19 protein-coding genes are annotated in these 20,861 nt (G+C 30.4%); 17 read left to right on the forward strand and 2 right to left on the reverse strand.

Annotated features, from left to right (window positions below):
• From ACH2BO_RS06350 to ACH2BO_RS06365, 4 genes are all read left to right on the forward strand, one after another.
• Nucleotides 1-694, forward strand: a 694-nt coding sequence (locus ACH2BO_RS06350; protein WP_395043913.1) for a vitamin B12 dependent-methionine synthase activation domain-containing protein, incomplete at its 5' end; no start/stop codon positions are given.
• Between the two features lie 75 nt (nt 695-769).
• Nucleotides 770-1,726 carry a methylenetetrahydrofolate reductase [NAD(P)H] gene (gene metF / locus ACH2BO_RS06355; protein WP_395043915.1) on the forward strand — a complete coding sequence of 319 codons (957 nt, stop codon included), beginning with the start codon at nt 770-772 and terminating at the stop codon, nt 1,724-1,726.
• Nucleotides 1,727-1,922: 196 nt separating this feature from the next.
• A complete protein-coding gene (locus tag ACH2BO_RS06360) occupies nt 1,923-3,014 on the forward strand; it encodes an acyloxyacyl hydrolase (protein ID WP_395043916.1) in 1,092 nt (363 codons plus the stop codon).
• Between the two features lie 10 nt (nt 3,015-3,024).
• Nucleotides 3,025-3,777, forward strand: a complete 753-nt coding sequence (locus ACH2BO_RS06365; protein WP_395043917.1) for a GIN domain-containing protein — start codon at nt 3,025-3,027, stop codon at nt 3,775-3,777.
• Nucleotides 3,778-3,779: 2 nt separating this feature from the next.
• Here the strand turns inward: ACH2BO_RS06365 and gldA are convergent, their stop codons facing one another.
• Nucleotides 3,780-4,682: a gliding motility-associated ABC transporter ATP-binding subunit GldA gene (gene gldA, locus ACH2BO_RS06370; RefSeq protein ID WP_395043919.1), complete on the reverse strand. Its 903-nt coding sequence runs from the start codon at nt 4,680-4,682 to the stop codon at nt 3,780-3,782.
• A gap of 510 nt (nt 4,683-5,192) precedes the next feature.
• Here gldA and ACH2BO_RS06375 point away from each other — a divergent pair.
• The 10 genes from ACH2BO_RS06375 (at nt 5,193) to ACH2BO_RS06420 (ending at nt 16,203) form a co-directional block, all read left to right on the forward strand.
• Nucleotides 5,193-6,023: a prephenate dehydratase gene (locus ACH2BO_RS06375; RefSeq protein WP_395043920.1), complete on the forward strand. Its 831-nt coding sequence runs from the start codon at nt 5,193-5,195 to the stop codon at nt 6,021-6,023.
• A 55-nt stretch (nt 6,024-6,078) separates the two neighbouring features.
• Complete coding sequence (locus tag ACH2BO_RS06380) at nt 6,079-7,224, forward strand: pyridoxal phosphate-dependent aminotransferase (RefSeq protein WP_395043921.1); 1,146 nt, start codon at nt 6,079-6,081, stop codon at nt 7,222-7,224.
• A 127-nt stretch (nt 7,225-7,351) separates the two neighbouring features.
• Complete coding sequence (locus tag ACH2BO_RS06385) at nt 7,352-8,191, forward strand: prephenate dehydrogenase (protein WP_395043922.1); 840 nt, start codon at nt 7,352-7,354, stop codon at nt 8,189-8,191.
• A 108-nt stretch (nt 8,192-8,299) separates the two neighbouring features.
• The gene (locus ACH2BO_RS06390; RefSeq protein WP_395043923.1) at nt 8,300-9,364 is read left to right on the forward strand and encodes a chorismate mutase; all 1,065 of its coding nucleotides are present in this window, start codon (nt 8,300-8,302) and stop codon (nt 9,362-9,364) included.
• A gap of 92 nt (nt 9,365-9,456) precedes the next feature.
• Nucleotides 9,457-10,437 carry a ribosome small subunit-dependent GTPase A gene (gene rsgA / locus ACH2BO_RS06395; protein ID WP_395043924.1) on the forward strand — a complete coding sequence of 327 codons (981 nt, stop codon included), beginning with the start codon at nt 9,457-9,459 and terminating at the stop codon, nt 10,435-10,437.
• A 104-nt stretch (nt 10,438-10,541) separates the two neighbouring features.
• Nucleotides 10,542-10,994 carry a D-aminoacyl-tRNA deacylase gene (gene dtd, locus ACH2BO_RS06400; RefSeq protein WP_395043925.1) on the forward strand — a complete coding sequence of 151 codons (453 nt, stop codon included), beginning with the start codon at nt 10,542-10,544 and terminating at the stop codon, nt 10,992-10,994.
• Nucleotides 10,995-11,053: 59 nt separating this feature from the next.
• The gene (locus tag ACH2BO_RS06405) at nt 11,054-14,044 is read left to right on the forward strand and encodes an Eco57I restriction-modification methylase domain-containing protein (protein ID WP_395043926.1); all 2,991 of its coding nucleotides are present in this window, start codon (nt 11,054-11,056) and stop codon (nt 14,042-14,044) included.
• Nucleotides 14,045-14,158: 114 nt separating this feature from the next.
• Complete coding sequence (locus tag ACH2BO_RS06410; RefSeq protein ID WP_395043927.1) at nt 14,159-14,464, forward strand: GIY-YIG nuclease family protein; 306 nt, start codon at nt 14,159-14,161, stop codon at nt 14,462-14,464.
• 123 nt (nt 14,465-14,587) lie between these two features.
• Nucleotides 14,588-14,914 (forward strand): nucleotide pyrophosphohydrolase, encoded by a 327-nt coding sequence (locus ACH2BO_RS06415; protein ID WP_395043928.1) that lies wholly within the window; start codon nt 14,588-14,590, stop codon nt 14,912-14,914.
• A gap of 2 nt (nt 14,915-14,916) precedes the next feature.
• Nucleotides 14,917-16,203, forward strand: a complete 1,287-nt coding sequence (locus ACH2BO_RS06420; RefSeq protein WP_395043929.1) for a 3-phosphoshikimate 1-carboxyvinyltransferase — start codon at nt 14,917-14,919, stop codon at nt 16,201-16,203.
• Here ACH2BO_RS06420 and ACH2BO_RS06425 read toward each other — a convergent pair.
• Nucleotides 16,195-17,232, reverse strand: coding sequence for a glycosyltransferase (locus ACH2BO_RS06425; RefSeq protein WP_395043930.1), 1,038 nt, complete (start codon nt 17,230-17,232; stop codon nt 16,195-16,197). The genes ACH2BO_RS06420 and ACH2BO_RS06425 overlap by 9 nt on opposite strands.
• Before the next feature lie 197 nt (nt 17,233-17,429).
• Here ACH2BO_RS06425 and queA point away from each other — a divergent pair, with 197 nt between their 5' ends.
• The 3 genes from queA to ACH2BO_RS06440 all read left to right on the forward strand — a co-directional run.
• Nucleotides 17,430-18,479, forward strand: coding sequence for a tRNA preQ1(34) S-adenosylmethionine ribosyltransferase-isomerase QueA (gene queA / locus ACH2BO_RS06430; protein WP_395043931.1), 1,050 nt, complete (start codon nt 17,430-17,432; stop codon nt 18,477-18,479).
• 331 nt (nt 18,480-18,810) lie between these two features.
• A complete protein-coding gene (gene kynU, locus ACH2BO_RS06435) occupies nt 18,811-20,088 on the forward strand; it encodes a kynureninase (RefSeq protein ID WP_395043932.1) in 1,278 nt (425 codons plus the stop codon).
• Between the two features lie 56 nt (nt 20,089-20,144).
• A partial coding sequence (locus ACH2BO_RS06440) for an arginase family protein (protein WP_395043933.1) occupies nt 20,145-20,861 on the forward strand: 717 nt, incomplete at its 3' end.

Here is a 20,861-nt window from a genome sequence, read left to right on the forward strand (position 1 = left end):
TGCCAAAGGAATTATAGGAGTTTTTCCAGCAAATACAGTCAATGATGATGATATTCAAGTTTATGATGAAAATGGAAAAGAAATTGCAAAATTTCTAACCCTAAGACAACAATCCCAAAAAACGGTTGGCGCACCAAACATTGCATTATCTGATTTTGTTGCTCCAAAAGATAATGAGAAACAAGATTATATAGGTTGTTTTTGTGTAACAACTGGTTTTGGAGTTGACGAAAAAGCATCCCAATTTGAGAAGGAATTAGATGATTATAATTCAATAATGATAAAAGCTTTGGCAGATAGATTTGCGGAAGCATTTGCCGAATATTTACATTTAAAAGTCCGTAAGGAAATTTGGGGTTATGCATCCAATGAGAATTTATCCAATCAAGATTTAATTGCCGAAGAATACAAAGGAATTCGTCCAGCACCAGGTTATCCTGCTTGTCCAGATCATTTAGAAAAACCAACTATTTTCAAATTACTAAATGTAGAAAAAGAAATAGGAGTAACACTTACCGAAAGTATGGCAATGTGGCCAGCATCATCAGTTTCGGGATATTACTTTGCAAATCTAGAAAGCAAGTATTTCGGACTCGGAAAAATAAAAGAAGATCAAGTAATAGATTATGCCAAACGTAGAGGAATTTCTACCGAAATGGCAACAAAATGGCTATCGCCGAATATAGCAGATTAATTTGGTTTCGGGTTTCAAGTTTCGGGTTCAAAGTTAACTCGCAACTCGCAACTCGCAACTCGCAACAATAAAATTATGAAAGTAACGCAACACATAGAAAACGCCAACGGAAAACCATTGTTTTCGTTCGAAATTCTTCCGCCATTAAAAGGACAAAACATTCAATCTATTTTTGATAGTATTGATCCATTAATGGAATTTAACCCACCATTTATTGATGTAACCTATCATCGTGAGGAATATCAATACAAAGAATTACCAAGCGGACTTTTAGAAAAGAAAATTGTAAAAAAACGACCTGGAACGGTTGGAATTTGTGCAGCAATTCAAAACAAATATCCAGTAGATGCAATTCCGCATATTTTGTGTGGTGGATTTAGCAAAGAAGACACCGAAAATTTATTGATTGATTTAGATTTTCTTGGCATTGATAATGTTGTTGCACTTCGTGGCGACGCATTAAAAACCGAAACCTATTTTAAACCCGAAAAAGATGGGAACGAATATGCTACCGATTTGGTTTTACAAATCAACAATTTAAACAACGGAATTTACCTCGATGAAGATTTACAAAACTCATCGTGTACCAATTTTTGTATTGGAGTTGCAGGTTATCCCGAAAAACATATGGAAGCACCAAGTATGGATAGCGACATTCATTTTTTAAAACAAAAAATAAAAAATGGTGCCGATTATATCATTACACAAATGTTTTTTGATAATAAAAAATTCTTCGATTATGTTGCCAAATGTCGTGCTGCAGGAATTTCAATACCAATTATTCCGGGATTAAAACCTATTGCTACAAAGAAACAATTGAATTTAATTCCGCACCGTTTTTCTTTAGAATTACCAGATGATTTAATTATGGCAGTTGTAAAAGCAAAAGATAATGATGCTGTAAAACAAATAGGAATTGAATGGTGTACTCAACAAAGTAAAGAATTGGTTGCTGCAGGAATTCCAGTTTTGCATTACTATTCTATGGGAAAAGCTGAGAATATTAAAGCTATTGCAAAGGAAGTATTTTAATTCTTTTTTCACAAAAGACAAAAATTATTAGTCCTGATACTGAAATTGTTTGAGCTCTTTATTTCATTTTTTATGAAATAAAAGCGAGTTTTAGTAGCAGGAATAAGGAAAACAAATACTCCCAATCCATTCGCTACAAATTAATTTTATAAATCCTAAAGTTATTCTATTATATTTGTGAACTTAAAATTTTAGGATGAGGAAATTGTGTTTTTTAGTGGTTTTGTTTTCAATTGCGGCTTTTGCTCAAGACAACAATGAAACCAATGCTATTGATGTTAATTTCATTAAAGGAAATGTTTTTCCACATACTGACGATTTACAACATCTAGTTACTGGTCATCCAGAAGGTGTTATGATAAATTTTCTAAGACAAACTCATGGTGATAAAGAATGGCAAAAAGCTTATAATTACCCAGATTATGGTTGTTATTTTCTTTATCAAGATTTTAAAAATGAGATTTTAGGCAAAAATTTTGCTCTAGGAATGCATTATAATTTTTATTTTTTTAATAGAAATTTGGTTTTTAAACTTGCGCAAGGTGTTGCTCTTACAACCAATCCGCAGGATAAAGAAACTAACAGTAAAAATAATGCTTTTGGTTCTAAAATACTTGCAAATACAAACTTCGGATTGTCTTTTAAAAAAGAATATATTGTTGATAATTTTGGAATTCAAGCAGGATTGATTTTTACACATTTTTCTAATGGAAGACTAAAAGCACCAAATAGTGGACTTAATACTTATGCATTAAGCGTTGGTGTAAATTATAATTTTACAGATAAAATAAAAAGAGAAAAAGATACAATTTCAGTTAATTTGGCTTTTAAAGAACCAATTCGCTACAATATAATTCTAAGAACTGGAGTAAATGAAAGTCCAATTATTGGTAGTGGTCAACATCCTTTTTATCATTTTGGATTTTATGTAGACAAAAGAGTTAATAGAAAAAGCGCTTTGCAACTTGGTACCGAAGTATTTATTTCTAATTTCTTTAAGGATTTTATAAAATATCAAAGCGTTGCATATCCTGAACAAAATCTTGATCCAAATACTGATTTTAAACGTGTTGGAGTTTTTGTAGGTCATGAATTGTTCATAAATAAAATTTCTCTTGAAGCACAAGTTGGATATTATATTTATCAACCTTATAAATTTGATATTCCTGTTTATGACCGACTTGGAATGAAATATTATTTCAACAAAAAAACATATACTGGTTTATCTATAAAAACACATGGTTTCCTTGCAGAAGCATTAGAATTTGCCATAGGTGTAAGATTATAAAAAAATAAAAATGAAGAAAATTATTTTAATTATTAGTGTTTTAGCAATTTTTATAAGTTGTTCAAAACCATTAGATTGTATAGAATCTAGTGGCGCAATGGTTATTAAAGAATATGAAGTGAGCGAAGCAAATTATTTTCATTCGATTTATGTTTTTAAAGGAATTGGAGTCATTGTAAAGCAAGGAACAGAATATAAAGTTCAAGTAAAAACTGGCGAGAATTTGTTGGAAAACATTTCTGTAGAATTTAAAGAAGATGGTCTTTATCTTAAAGATAATTCTTCTTGCAATTGGGTTCGCGATTACGGACAAACAGTTGTATATGTTACAACTCCTATGTTAGATTTTTTAAATTTAGTTTCTAAAACAGAGCAAAATATAGATTCTGATGGTGTTTTAACTCATAATATTGTTCGTTTGAATTCTATGGATTTAGGTGCAGGCGCAGGAACTAATGATTTTCATATTCAAGTAAATAACTATCAATTAGTTATAGAAAACAATAATGTTTCTAGATTTTATATTTCAGGTCAAACAGGCGAATCATTATTGAATTTTTATGATGGAAATGGTAAAATTGATGCTTCAAATTTAATTTCTCAAACTATTAACGTTTTTCATCGTGGTTCTAACGATATGACGGTAAACCCAATTCAAAGTATTACCGGAAAAATGGTAAGTACAGGAAATGTTATTCTAAAAAACAATCCAACGATAGTAAATATTGAACAACTTTATGAAGGAAAAATTATCTATAATTAATATTATTTATTAAAAGTTTTTTCTCTAAAAATTTGCTCTAAATTCTTGCTTTTCAAACTCAATTGTAAAGTTTTCAAACTATTATCTTGTGCAAAATCAAAAATAGCAGAACGCATATCAATTTCAGTTTCAAATGTAAGTTCCCAACTATTTGAAGAAATGGTTTTATAAGATTTTAAATTTGGTAATTTTGCAAATAGCGCTTCGTTTACTGCTTTGTCAAACTCAACTTCAATCACTTGTTCCTTAATTTCAGAAACCAGTTTATCAAGTTTTTTATCAGTAACAATTTTTCCGTTATTGATAATAATTACTCTATCACAAATAGCTTCCACTTCTTGCATTATGTGTGTAGATAGAAAAACAGTTTTATTTTTTCCCACATTTTTAATTACATTTCTAATTTCAACCAGCTGATTTGGATCTAAACCTGTAGTTGGTTCATCCAAAATTAACACCTCTGGATTATGCAATAAAGCAGTTGCTAAACCAACACGCTGACGATAACCTTTAGACAATTGTCCAATTTTTTTATGACTTTCAGATGACAAACCAGTCAATTCAATAACTTCTTCAATTCGAGATTTTGCTACTTTATAAACATCTGCATTAAAAGCCAAGTATTCTCTAACATACAAATCCAAATACAAAGGATTGTGTTCTGCCAAGTAACCAACAGAAAGTTGAACTTCTTTTGGATTTTCGTTTACATCATTTCCATTAACTGAAGCTTTTCCTTCATCAGCATTAATGTATGTAGTCAAAATTTTCATCAAAGTTGATTTTCCAGCACCATTTGGTCCAAGAAAACCTACAATTTCTCCTTTCTTTACTGAAAATGAAACATTGTCTAATGCTTTTTGAGCACCATAACTTTTTGAAATATTTTGAACTTCTATTGACATAACTTGATATTTGTAGCAAATGTAATAAATACTAAAGGAATAATAAAAAACAAAATCTTAAACACATAGAAATATATATGTAAAAGACGTTTCACTTAAAATAGATGTTATAGCTCTATGTGAAGAATAAAATATCTTTTTACATTCCATGAGTTCCTCAAAAACTATGATTCTATGAGGTTTAAAATTAAACGTAGAAAAATGACTTTTATGATTTCACGAAAACGTTTCCGTAATTTTTATTAAGTTTTTTACAATGGTTTAACATTTTTAACTACCTTAGCAAAACATAAAAACACAAATGATTTCAAAAATCACAACATATTATAATAATTTCTATTATTTCTTTTTTAACAAAAGATCGGGATTTGTATTGTGTTATGTAAAAAACTAAATTATATAAAAACATAAATATTAAATCCCGATGCAAATCGGGATTTTTTTTTACTCTGAATTTACTAGTGCTGAATTTATTTCAGTATTTCAGAGTCTCATATTCTAAATTTTATAATGAAAGAAAAAATAGCCATACAAGGAATCAAAGGATCATTCCATCATCAAGTAGCGTTAAAATATTTTCAAGAAAATGTTTCGCTTGATGAATGTTTGTCTTTTGAAGCAGTTGTTGATAGTTTATTAAACAATCAATCGCAATTGGCTGTTATGGCAATAGAAAATTCTATTGCAGGTTCAATTATTCCAAATTATGCGCTAATTGACAAGAACAATTTATATATTATTGGTGAATATTATTTAGATATCGTTCAGAATTTAATGGTTTTAAACGGACAAAAATTAGAAGATATTCAAGAAGTACATTCACATCCGATGGCATTGTTGCAATGTATGGATTTCTTAAAAAAATATCCAAACATTAAATTGGTTGAAGACAAAGACACCGCTGAAACAGCAAGAAGAATTCATCAAAATCAAATTAATGGAATCGCAGCAATTGGAAGTAAATTAGCTGCAGAATTATACGATTTAAATATAATTGCACCAGAAATTCAAACAGTAAACAATAACATGACCCGATTTTTTATTTTGAGTAAAGAAGAAAGTCGAGTACCAAAAGAGGAAATCAATAAAGCATCGTTAAAATTTGAATTAGATGACACGCCAGGAAGTTTGGCAACTGTTTTAAATGTGATGACTAATTGCAAATTAAATCTAACCAAAATTCAGTCAATGCCAATAATAGAATCACCTTTTCAATATTCATTTTTTGTAGATGTCGTTTTTGAAAAGTATAAACATTATGAAAAAGCCACAAAAATTTTACAAATTATGACCAATCATTTCAAGGTTTTGGGAGAATACAAAAATAAGTTGATTCGTTGATTTGGTTATTCGACAATTGCGATAAACAAATTAACAAATAACCAAATTAACCCAAATGATTACAACAGCAAAAAGACTAGAAACCGTCCAAGAATACTACTTCTCAAGAAAATTGAAAGAAGTAAGACAACTGATGTCCGATGGAAAACCAATTATCAATATTGGAATTGGAAGTCCAGATTTGGCGCCACATTCTTCTGTAATTGAAGCCATTCGAAATGCAATGTTTGACGAAAAAGCACACGAATATCAAAGTTATCAAGGTTTGCCAGAATTACGCCAAGGATTTGCAGATTTTTATGCAACTAATTTCAATGTTGAATTAAATTCAAATAACGAAATTTTGCCGTTAATGGGTTCTAAAGAAGGAATAATGCACATTTCATTAGCTTTTTTAAATGAAGGTGATGAAGTTTTAATTCCAAATCCAGGTTATCCAACTTATGCTTCGGTAACCGAATTGGTCCAAGCAAAAGCAGTTTATTATGATTTAAAAGATGATAATATATGGCATCCAAATTTTCAAAAACTAGAAGCATTAAATTTATCAAAAGTTAAATTGATGTGGGTTTCGTATCCGCACATGCCAACTGGTGCCAATGGAACTTTAGAATTGTATCAAAAGTTAATCGATTTTGGAAAAAAACATCATATATTAATTGTTAATGACAATCCATACAGTTTTGTTTTAAATGACAATCCGTTGTCGATTTTTCAAATTGAAGGTGCAAAAGAAATAGCTCTTGAGTTGAATTCTTTGAGCAAAACTTTCAATATGTCTGGTTGGCGTGTCGGAATGGTTGCAGGAAATGCAACATTAATTGATGCAATTTTAAAAGTAAAAAGCAATATGGATTCGGGAATGTTCTACGGAATTCAAAAAGGAGCAATAGCAGCATTAAAACTTGGAAAAGAATGGTTTGAAAGTCAGAATGAAATCTATACAAAAAGAAGAAATTTAATCTTTCAATTAGCAGAAAAAATGAATTGTACATTCGACAGAAATTCCGTTGGATTATTCGTTTGGGCAAAATTACCAGCCGGAATTCAATCGGAAGCATTTATAGATAATTTATTATACGAAAAACACATTTTCTTAACACCAGGAACAATATTTGGAAGCAACGGCGAAGGTTATATTCGATTTTCATTATGTGTGAAAGAAGAAAATATATTGGAAGCAATAAAAAGATTTCAATAACAATGTCAAAAGCAAAATTCTATAGCAATCAAAATAAAAAGAAACAATATTTAAATAATTAAATTTTGAATTTTGTAATTGATTTTTGAATTTGATTTTTGCAATTGATATTGAAAAAAAAGTAAACATGAAAGTATATATTATAGGAATCGGATTAATCGGCGGATCAATGGCATTAGACATAAAATCAATTTATGATGATGCAATGATTTTCGGAATTGATGCCAACGAAAAGCATTTGGATGAAGCAGTAAATCTCGGAATTATCGACCAAAAAGCAAATGAAAATGATTTAATTAACGCAGATATAGTAATCGTTGCTGTGCCAGTTGATGTTGCTTTAGTAATTTTGCCAGATATTTTGAATAAAATTGGAGAACAAACTCTGGTTTTTGATGTAGGTTCAACTAAATTTCCAATTTGCCAAGCGATTGAAAATCATCCAAAAAGGAGAAATTTTTTAGCATGTCATCCCATTGCAGGAACTGAATTTTCAGGACCAAAAGCAGCAATAAAAGGATTGTTTAAAGGTAAAACAAACATCATTTGTGAAGTCGAAAAAACAACCTTCAAATTGCAAGAAATTGCCATGGAATTGTTCAATAAACTCGGAATGAGAATAAGATACATGGATCCAAAATCACATGATAAACATATTGCTTATGTTTCACATTTGTCACACATAAGTTCATTCATGTTAGGGAAAACAGTAATCGAAAAAGAAAAAGACGAGCAAGATATTTTTGACATGGCAGGTTCGGGATTTGAAAGTACAGTTCGTTTAGCCAAAAGTTCACCAGCCATGTGGACACCAATTTTTAAACAGAATAAAAAACAAGTAGTAAAATCGTTAGAAGAATACATTCAGAATTTGACGCATTTTAAAGAGTTACTCGAGAATGATAATTTTCAAGAAGTCTTCAACGAAATGCAAAATACGAATAGAATTAAAGAGATATTAAAATAAATTGGTTGCGAGTTAAAAGTTGAAAGTTGTGAGTTTAAGAGAAAACAAAGCAACCCAAAACCCAAAACCCGAAACCCGAAACCAAGAATATGGAAAACAAAAAAAGAAATGAGAACGTGGTTAAATGATTTCAATTTAACACATCCGCTAGTAATTGCTGGTCCATGTAGTGCTGAAACAGAAGAACAAGTATTGAAAATTGCTCACGAATTAAAAAATTCTGATGTGTCAATTTTTAGAGCAGGAATTTGGAAACCAAGAACGCGTCCTGGTGGCTTTGAAGGTGTTGGAGCAATAGGATTAAAATGGTTACAAAAAGCCAAAGCCGAAACTGGATTATTAATGGCGACTGAAGTTGCTAACGCTGCACACGTAAAATTAGCATTAGAACATGATATTGATGTTTTGTGGATTGGAGCAAGAACAACAGTAAATCCATTTGCAGTGCAAGAAATTGCCGATGCTTTGCAAAATACTGATAAAATTGTTTTGGTAAAAAACCCAGTAAATCCAGATTTGGCTTTATGGATTGGTGGTGTAGAACGATTGTATAATGCAGGAATCAAAAAATTAGGTGTAATTCACAGAGGTTTTTCAACGTATGAAAAAACTAAATATAGAAACATTCCAGAATGGCAAATTGCTATTGAATTGCAAAGTAAGTTTCCAGATTTGCCTTTAATATGTGATCCATCGCACATTACAGGAAACAGAAATATGATTCAAGAAGTATCGCAACAAGCATTAGATTTAAATTATGATGGTTTGATTATTGAAACACATACTGATCCAGAGAATGCTTGGAGTGATGCTGCACAACAAGTTACACCAACAGTTTTGAAACAAATTTTCGAGGATTTGAAAGTCAAAAAAATGACTACAGATGAAGAAGATTTTAATATAGATATGATAAAACTTCGTGCCAATATTGATATTTATGACAGTAAATTGCTTGAACTTTTAGGTAATCGAATGAAAGTAGCCGAACAAATTGGAGCTTTGAAAAAAGCCAAAAACGTAGCAGTTCTACAAAACAAAAGATGGAATGAAATTTTAGGAAAAATGATACTTGATGGAGAAGATAAAGGATTGAGTGAAGAGTTTATTTTGAGATTATTTAAAGCAATTCATCAAGAAAGTATTAATCATCAAGAGAAAATTATTAATTCATAACTATTTTAATTGTTGAATTATAATTTTTAAATGTTGAATTAACGTAATTTTGACATTTAAAAATTATAATTCAAAATTCATAATAAATATAAATGACAGGAGTCGTATATAAATCTACAGGAAGTTGGTACACAGTGAAATCATTGCAAGGCGATTTTATGGAGTGTCGTATCAAAGGTAAATTCCGAATCAAAGGAATTAAAAGCACCAATCCAATTGCAGTTGGCGATGTTGTAGATTATGATTTAGATGAAAACTCCGATGTTGTAACAGGAACAATAACCAATATTCACGACAGAAAAAATTATATTGTTCGTAAATCGGTTAATCTTTCTCATCAAATGCACATTATAGCATCCAATCTTGATTATGTATTTTTATTAATTACAATAAATAATCCGCCAACAACATTCAATTTTATTGATAGATTTCTTGTTACAGCCGAAGCTTATAGAATTGAAACTATTTTGGTTTTCAATAAAATAGATACCTTAAACGATATTACTCTTGACGAACAATTATTTATGCAACACATATATCAAGAAATTGGTTACAAATGTTTGCGAGTTTCATCAACAGAAGAAAAAGGAATTGAAGAATTAAAAGAAATAATGATAGGTAAAACCACTATGTTTTCTGGTCATTCTGGCGTTGGAAAATCAACTTTGGTTAACGCAATGGAACCAAGTTTACATTTAAAAACCAAAACAATTTCGGAGCAAAGCATGCAAGGTCAGCACACTACAACTTTTGCTGAAATGTATGATTTATCGTTTGGAGCTAAAATAATTGACACACCAGGAATAAAAGGATTCGGAATTGTAGATATGGAAAAAGAAGAAATAAGTGGTTATTTTCCAGAATTTTTCAAGCTCAAAGACCAATGCAAATTCAACAATTGTTTACACAAAGAAGAACCAAAATGTGCCATAAAACAAGCTTTAGAAGATGATAAAATTTCATGGACACGATACAATAGTTATTTAAAAATTCTTGAAGGCGACGACGATCATTACCGAACCGATATTTATAATGATGATCGAATTGCTAGTGACGAAACTAGGAATAAATAAAATCAATTTCAATTTCAAAAATCAATTTCAAAAATCAATTTCAAATTTAGAAAATTTGTCCTACCGAGCGCAGTCGAGGTGTTTTTAAATAAAAAACCAAATCAATGAAAGCAGTAATCCAAAGAGTATCATCTGCATCAGTAACGATAGACCATAAAATCGTTGCCAATATTAAACAAGGATTATTAATTCTAATCGGAATAGAAGATGCCGACAATCAAGAAGACATCAATTGGTTAACCTCAAAAATTGCCAATCTTCGCATTTTTGGTGATGAAAACAAAATCATGAATTTATCAGTAAAAGACATCAATGGCGATGTTATTGTTGTTTCACAATTTACACTACAAGCTTCTACCAAAAAAGGAAATCGTCCTAGTTATCTAAAAGCATCTAAATCGGAAATTGCTATACCAATTTATGAAAATTTCATACTTCAAATGGAAAATGAGTTGGGTAAAAAAGTACAAAAAGGCGTTTTTGGAGCTGATATGAAAGTAGAATTATTAAACGATGGTCCAGTTACAATTGTTATTGATAGTAAAAATAGAGAGTAATTTAATTTTTTATAATTAAATCATATTTACAATTCACAATTATTTATATTTGTTTTTATATGAAAATAATAGACTGCAAATCGGCTTATTTAGAAACTCAAGAACTTATCAATCATTTTGAAGCAGGAACTGAACATTATCTTTCCGTTAGTTATCAAGAAGCCGAAGTTCGTAAAGAGTATATTGACAAATTTTATACATTTCTTGGTTGGGATGTAAACCATGACCGCCAAAAAAATCCTTTTGAACAAGAAGTGAAAATTGAGAAAGCTCAAAAACAACAAGGCGGTTTAGGACAAAAACGTGCTGATTATGCTTTCTTTCTTGCACCAAATTATAAACAAGAACAGTTTTTTGTTGAAGCAAAGAAACCTTCAAGAACTTTAAGACAAAACAAAGACGACTATTTTCAAACGGCTAAATATGGCTGGAATGCAGGAACTGGCGTTTCTATTCTTACCGATTTCGAAGAGATTGTAATTATAGATTGTCGTTTTCGTCCAGATTTTGATACTATTCTTCAAAACCAAATTAAATATTACAAATACACCGATTTTAGGGATTACGATACATTTGAAGAATTCTATTGGATATTTTCGCGAGAAGCTTTAGTTGCTGGAAACCTTACTACATTCATTGAAAAACTCAAAAAACCAAAAGGAACATCCACTCAACTCAAACTTTTTGGTGGAAAATACCAATCTATTGATGAAAGTTTTTTGAATTATATTGATGCAAAACGTTTTGAACTTGCAACTGCTTTTTATCAAAATAATACTTCGCTTGATGCGTATTCATTAACCGAAGCAACTCAACGAACTATTGACAGAATTGTTTTTATTCGTTTCCTTGAAGATAAATTAATAGAAACTGAAAACATCATTCACAATATTGCAACTGCCACTCATCCTTGGGCAAAGTTTGTTGAATATTCTAAATATTTAGATGCTAAATACAACGGAATTGTTTTTAAACCACTTTTTATTGATGATAAAAAATTTGGTGGTGCCAACGATGATTTATTTAAAGCTTTATGTTCAGATTTAGACCATACCAACACGCCTTACGATTTTAATTATATTCCTATTCACATTCTTGGAAGCATTTATGAGCGTTTTCTTGGGAAAGTTGTGGTTATTGAAAACGGAAAAGCAACTATTGAAGTTAAACCCGAAGTTAGAAAAGCCGGTGGTGTTTTTTATACACCAAAATATATAGTAGATTATATAGTAAAAAACACCGTTGGAAAACTAATTGAAAACAAAACCCCAAAGCAAATTGCAGAACTTACTTTTGCCGACATTGCTTGTGGCTCAGGAAGTTTCTTAATTGGAGTTTTTGAATATTTGCTCGATTATCATAACAAATGGTATAACGAAAACCCAAACAGTGCCAAAAAAGACGGTTGCAAGTACAATGAAGATTTTGGCGTTTATGTTTTATCTATTCAGCAGAAACAACATATTTTATTAAACAATATTTATGGTGTAGATATTGACTTGCAAGCAACCGAAGTAACGCAGTTATCGTTATTTTTAAAAATGTTGGAAGATGAAACTACAAGTACGGCAAACGACATGATGGTTTTGTTTCACGAAAAGATTTTGCCCAACTTAACCAACAATATCAAATGTGGAAACTCTTTAATTGGAACCGATATTTTAACCAATAAGTTAGATTTAGACCTTGACCAAGAACGAAAACTAAATCCATTTGATTTTAAAATGGCTTTTGCCAAAGTGTTTAAAAAAGGTGGTTTTGATGCTATTGTGGGAAATCCACCGTATTTTTCATTATCAACTATTGACAAACTTCAAAACGAAAATTTAAAATTAAATTATAAAGTTTTTGAAAAAGGAACAGATATTTATTGTTTGTTTTATGAAAGAGCTATAAAATTTCTTAACGAGAAAGGATTAGTTTCATTCATAACCTCTAATCAATGGTTGCAGACTAATTATGGTAAAGTATTAATTAACTTTTTAAAAGAAAATTCAAATCCAATTACATTAATAAACTTTGGTGGTCACAAAATATTTAAAGATGCAACTGTTGATTCAAATATTTTGATAGTTGAAAATTCTAAACCCAAAAATAAACTTGAAGCAACATTATTCAAAAAAAACTGGAATGATAAGATATTAATTGATGATTACCATCAAGAAAACAAACTTATAATAGACATTTTAAAGTCCGAGAAATGGATTATTGCAGACGATTCTGTTATTGTTTTAAAAAAGAAAATTAAAACTAAAACAGAAAGTTTAAAAAATTTAAAAGTTCAAATAAATAGAGGTTTATTGACTGGTTTTAATGAAGCTTTCATAATTAATGAGGAAACTAAAAACAAACTTATTGCAGAAGATAAAAATGCTGCTAAAATTATAAAACCAATTTTTAGAGGTCGAGATGTACACCGATATACAGCAACTTGGGCAAATTTATATTTAATTGTATCTCAAAACGGAATTGATATTGAAAATGATTATCTTAGTATATACAATCACTTAAATAGTTTTGGAAACAAAGTAAAAACCAGAAGCGATCAAGGTCAAAATTGGTATAATTTACGAGCTTGTAGTTATTATGATTTGTTTGAAACTGAAAAAATAATTTATCCAGAAACAACTGTTAGACGTTCAGAATTTTTATACATCAAAGAAGAGTGTTATATAGACAAAACTTGTTTTATGATAACAGGAAAAGATTTAAAATTCATTAACGGAATTTTAGCATCTAAATTAATGGAATGGTTTCTTGAAACTGAATTAAGATTATTAGGAAAAACTACAATTCAATATTCAAAACAATATTTAGAAAATGTTCCAATCCCAAAAATCACTAAATCCAACCAAGAAACACATGACCAAATTGTAGTTTTAGTTGAACAAATGTTAGTCGCCAAAAAGCAACAACAAATCGCAGTAACCGAGCGCGACAAAAACTACCTTGACGATAAATGCAAAAACATAGATAATCAAATTAACAAGTTGGTTTATGAACTGTATGGTTTGAGCAAGGAAGAAATTGTAATAGTAGAAAATTCTTAAATGCAGTCATTGCGAGGCACGAAGCAATCTCATCAATCAAGCGTAAGCATCAACAGATTGCTTCGTGCCTCGCAATGACTGTGTAACCAAGACATAATGCCTTAAAAAATGCCTATGAAACCAGGATTCATTTATATAATAACCAACAAAAACAATACAACATTATATGTAGGAGTAACTTCCAATTTGCCAAATAGAATTTTGCAACATATTGAAAAGCGTTATAAAAACTCGTTTTCTGCACGTTATAATTTAAATAAATTAGTTTACTTTGAACAATTTCAAATGATTGGTGATGCAATTGCAAGAGAAAAACAACTAAAAGCAGGAAATAGAGCCACAAAAGAAAATTTAATTAAAAGTATCAATCAAAATTGGACTGATTTGTATGAAGAAATAAAAGACATAATGATAATTTAACAAGAGGACAATGCATAATCAACTCAACGTTTTTTTAATCAACGTTATTGCGAGGAACTAAGCAATCTGTTGATGTATACATAAAGTTGATAAGATTGCTTCGTTTCTCGCAATGACTTAACCATGAACCTTAAAAACTCCCAACAAGAAGTAGACAACTGGATAAAAACTCACGGAGTTCGCTACTTTAACGAACTCACCAATATGGCGCAACTTACAGAAGAAGTTGGCGAAGTTGCAAGAATCATAGCTCGTCGATACGGAGAACAATCCGAAAAAGAAAGCGATAAAAATAAAGACCTTGGCGAAGAACTTGCCGATGTAGTTTTTGTAGTTTTGTGTTTGGCTAATCAAACAGGAATAGATTTACAAAAATCATTTGACAAAAAAATGGAGTTAAAATCAATTCGTGACAAAGACCGACATAAAAACAATGATAAATTAAAATAATTGTGGATTTCAAAATTCAAAATTCAAAATTCAAAATTCAAAATTCAAAAATCGCAATAACTGGTTCCAAATCTGAAACCAACCGATTGTTATTGCTACAAGCATTATATCCAAATATTACTTTAGAAAACACATCCAATTCAGATGATTCCAAAGTGATGGTAAAAGCACTAGCAAAAGATTGTCACAATGAGCTTGTCGAAGTGCATCATGCTGGAACAGCTATGCGATTTCTAACCGCTTATTTTGCAATTCAAGAAGGAAAAGAAATTGTTCTAACTGGTTCGTCAAGAATGAAAGAAAGACCAATAAAAATACTAGTTGATGCCATAAAACAATTGGGTGCAGATATTGAATATATAGAAAATGATGGTTTTCCACCAATAAAAATTAAAGGAAAAAAAATAACCCAAAATAAAATTTCTATAGATGCAAATGTAAGCAGTCAATACATTTCGGCACTTCTATTAATTGCACCAAAACTAGAAAACGGATTAGAAATAACTCTTGAAGGAGAAATAACATCCATTCCATACATCAAAATGACATTGGAATTATTAAATCGAATAGGAGTTGAAACAAGTTTTGAAAATAATAGTATCAAAGTATATCATAAATCAGCAATCGTTAATCAACAATTAACTATAGAATCCGATTGGTCATCTGCCTCATATTATTATTCAATAGTTGCACTTTCCGAAATTGGAACCCAAATTACACTTTTCAGTTTCAAAGAAAAAAGCATACAAGCAGATTCAATTCTAGTTGAAATTTATAAAAACTTTGGAGTAGAAACTATTTTTAATGATAATAATTCTATTACAATTTCTAAATCTAAAATTCACAACTCACAACTCACAACTCACAACTTAAATAACTCTCCAGATATTGCTCAAACTATTGCCGTTACTTGTTTCGGTCTAGGAATAGATTGTCACTTAACTGGTTTACATACTCTAAAAATAAAAGAGACCGATAGATTAATAGCATTAAAAACAGAACTCACAAAACTCGGAGCAAACATTTCTGTAACCAACGATAGTTTAACATTAAAGAATTCCTCTCCTTTGGAGAGGTGTTCGAAGGACGGAGTGGAAAAAAACATTAAATTATTAAAAAACGACATAATCTCAATCTCAACTTATCAAGACCACAGAATGGCAATGTCATTTGCTCCGCTTGCATTAAAAACATCTTTAATTATTGAAAATGCCGAAGTAGTTTCTAAATCCTATCCAACATATTGGGAAGACCTAAAAAGCATTGGGTTTAATATTATTTTAATTTAATACAGAAGCCATTAAAGATTGAATCACAGCTTTGGGACTGCATTTTTCTTCATAAAAATGTTTTATATTATTGCTAAGTTCTTTACAATATTTATTATTGTTTAATAGTAGATCAATTGCAATTTCTAACTCCTTTTTATCAGAAACAAAATGAATATTTTTTCCATGTAGTAATTCACAATGAATTTTATTAATTAGTGGTGTAGAAATGATAGGTTTATTCATTGCAAAAAATTCGGCAAGTTTCCATCCATGACAATTATGCACAGCAGGAGTATTGAAAACAAATTGAGAAAGTTTGGTATTGATTATATATTTTTTGGATGTATAAAGTTTATTAAAAATTAATTTGGCATAATCTTTATTAAAATAGTTTTTTGAATAAAAGCCACCTTCAAAATCACATTCTTTTTTAAGACAAATTTCAGCAAATTCTTTTCTTTTAGAATTGGTAAATTCCATAGAATTTTCATCATCCCAAAGAGTACCTATCATAAAAATATATGGAGTCAAGTTTTCAAGGTAATCTTTATTAGAATTTTCATAATCATCTATATAAGAACGTTTGTATTGGTCATAATAATCCTTGAAATGTTTTTTTGTTGATGTTAAAAGAATAGAATTATAAAGAAAATAATTTTTTAAGCTAAAAAATATGGTTTTGCTCAAACTCCATATTTTTACACCAAAACTTGGAGGAATTAGAACAATTTTTTTGTCAAAATCGTTGCCTGCTAATTCAGGATTCCAATTTATTTTAGCATATAAATCACACCAATTGTATGCAGGTTTATGAATATCATAAGGATCGCAAAAGTCAATTACAAATTTTGTGGTTTTTCCAATAGAATTAATATGTACAAAAGCAAAAAAATGCTCAAATGAAAAATCATCCTTACCTCTACACAAATCTTTAAAATATTTTTTTGAGAAAAGCACATTTTCTTTACCAAATAATTCGTATAACCCTTTTATATAATAGGATGAATATAAAATTCTAGACGATGGATCGATATAAATTTTATTCATTATTTAAAGATTTTTTTTAATAAAATGTATTAAAATTTAGCTAAAATAAACAATAAATTAGTAAAATTAATTTTCAATAAAAAAATAAACACCAAAACACTTGACAATGGCTATCTCACAATCGTATATTTGCACACGTTAAAATTTTTGAGTTAAAACACTCAAAACGAATAACTCATAACTCATAACTTTCTCAAATGAAATTATCTCATTTTCAATTCAATCTTCCAACAGAATTATTAGCAGAATATCCAGCCGAAAATCGTGACGAATCTCGTCTAATGGTTATCGACAGAAAAAAAGGAACCATAGAACACAAAATGTTCAAAGACATAATCGATTATTTTGGTGATGGCGATGTTATGGTTCTTAACAACACCAAAGTTTTTCCAGCACGTATGTATGGAAACAAAGAAAAAACTGGTGCAAGAATTGAAGTTTTCTTATTAAGAGAATTAAATGCAGAACAACGTCTTTGGGATGTTTTAGTAGATCCAGCAAGAAAAATTAGAATAGGAAATAAATTATATTTTGGCGATGACGATTCACTAGTTGCTGAAGTTATAGACAACACAACATCTCGAGGAAGAACTTTGCGTTTTCTATATGATGGTTCTTACGAAGAGTTTCGTGCAAAACTTACCGAACTTGGCGAAACTCCAATTCCAAAATACATCAATCGTGAAGTAAACGAAGAAGATGCAGAACGTTACCAAACTATTTATGCCAAAGAAGAAGGTGCAGTTGCTGCTCCAACTGCTGGTTTACACTTTTCTAAACACCTTTTAAAACGTTTAGAAATAAAGGGAATCGACTTTGCCGAAGTAACACTTCATGTAGGTTTAGGAACTTTCAATCCAGTTGAGGTAGAAGATTTGTCTAAACATAAAATGGATTCAGAAGAATTGAAAATCAATCAATTAGCTTGCGACATTGTTAACAATGCTAAGGTAAAAAAGAATAGAATTTGTTGCGTTGGTACAACATCAATGCGAGCAATAGAAAGTGCAGTTTCATCTCAACGTACATTAAATACATTTGATGGTTGGACAAATAAATTTATTTTTCCTCCATACGATTTTAGTATTGCCGATGCGATGATTACCAATTTTCATACACCAAAATCAACATTATTAATGATGGTTTCTGCATTTTGTGGACACGATTTAATGAAAAAAGCATACGAAATTGCAATCAAAGAAGAATATAAATTCTATTCTTATGGTGATGCAATGCTAATAATTTAATCTGAACTCGCTTGTGCTGATTTTTATCAGTATTTCAGATTCTCATAATAAATCTCATCAGAAAAGGTGAGATTTTTTTTTGGAGCGAATCTATCGCATTTCTACAATCCATTTTCCTGCTTTCCATTTCAATCTTTTATAACTTTGGCAAAGTTTCGAACTTCTCCAAAGGCATAAAAGGATTTCCATTATTACCTGCCTTAAAAAGGATGCCAGGGCTAAATAGTTGTCTTCTTTCACAAAATCAATTATCATTACACAAACTTTTAAACTCATAAACTTTTAAACTTTTAAACTTTTCTATACATTTACACCACAAACAAAATGCAAAATGACATTCCAAAATAATCTCGAATTCGCACAACAACTTGACCAACAAGACGAATTAAAAAAATATAGAGAAGAATTTATTTTTCCGCAACACAATGGCAAAAATGTAATTTATTTTACAGGAAATTCACTTGGTTTACAACCAAAATCAGCCAGAAATTATGTTGATGAAATCATGAACGATTGGGCAAATCTTGCAGTCGAAGGTCACTTTTATGCACAAAAACCATGGTGGGATTATCATGAACGATTTGCCAATCCGTTAAGTCAAATTGTTGGAGCAAAACCATCAGAAATTACAGTAATGAATACATTAACTGTCAATTTACATTTGCTAATGGTTTCATTCTATAAACCAATAAAAACCAGATATAAAATTATCTGCGAAGAAAAAGCATTTCCGTCAGACCAATATATGTTTCAATCACAAGTACATTTTCATGGATACAAACCAGAAGATGCAATAATAGAAATAAAACGTCGCGAAGGAGAACACAATATTCGACTAGAAGATGTTTTAGCAAAAATTGAAGAAGTTGGCGATGAACTTGCATTAGTATTATTTGGTGGCGTAAATTATTATACTGGACAAGTTTTCGATATGAAAACAATAACACAAGCTGGACATAAAGCAGGAGCAATAGTTGGTTTCGATTTGGCGCACGCAGCAGGAAATATAAATCTAGAATTGAATGATTGGAATGTCGATTTTGCAGCTTGGTGCAGTTACAAATACATGAATTCAGGACCAGGAAACGCATCCGGATGTTTCATTCATGAAAAACACCATAACAATACAGATTTACCTAGATTTGCAGGTTGGTGGGGAAATAAAAAAGAAAATCGTTTCAAAATGGAACAAAATTTTAACCCAACAATTGGTGCCGATGGTTGGCAAATTAGTAATCTTCCAGTTTTATCTCTTGCACCATATTTGGCATCGGTCGAAATGTTTGCCGAAGTTGGAATGGAAAAACTAATTGCAAAACGAAATAAAATCACATCCTATTTAGAATTTATCCTTCAAGAAATAGACAAAGAAGTTGACAGCACTTTCGAAATAATTACTCCATCAAACCTAGAAGAAAGAGCATGTCAATTATCAGTTTTTTTTCATGGTGAAGGACGAAGTTTGTTTGAATATCTAATGAAGAACGGAGTTGTAACAGATTGGCGTGAACCAAATGTAATTCGTTTTGCCCCAGTTCCACTATATTGCAGTTATGAAGATATGTACAATTTTGGACAAATATTAAAAAAAGGAATTTTATCACATTAAAAAAAATCCGCAAAAATCAGTTTAATCTGCGCCATCTGCGTTCCAATAAACGAAAAATGAATAAACAACAAATCATCCATAACTTCGATCCAAGTCAACCAGGATTAGCCGATGCAACAATATTCGGTTTGCCATTTTCTTCCGAACAATCAGAAATTATTATAATTCCAGTTCCGTGGGAAGTAACAGTAAGTTATGGTTCTGGAGCATCAAATGGTCCAGAAGCAATTCTTGAAGCATCTTTTCAAGTAGATTTAAGCCATCAAGATTTTCCAGAATTATGGAAACTCGGAATGTTTTATGATGATTCAACCGAAAATTGGAAAATAAATTCTAATTCATTCAAAGCTCTAGCACAACCTATAATTCAAGCATTAGAAAATGGTGAAGATTTAAAAAATCATCCTAATTTGTTGTTGGATTTAGAAAAAATAAATATAGCATGTCGTGATTTGCACAATGAAGTAAAAGAAAAAACGCTTCACTGGATGAATCAAGGAAAAAAAGTAGTGCTACTTGGTGGCGATCATTCAACACCACTAGGATATTACGAAGCATTGGCAACAAAACACGAAAACTTCGGAATTCTTCATCTTGATGCACACATGGATTTGCGTATTGCCTATGAAGGTTTCACTTTTTCTCATGCATCCATAATGTATAACGCTTTGCAAATTCCACAAATATCAAAAATTGTTCAAGTTGGAATTCGTGATTTCTGCCAACAAGAAGTTGAAAATGTTGTCAAAGAAAATGGTAGAGTTATTGTTCAC

The organism is Flavobacterium sp., from assembly GCF_043773265.1.
Lineage (GTDB): Bacteria > Bacteroidota > Bacteroidia > Flavobacteriales > Flavobacteriaceae > Flavobacterium.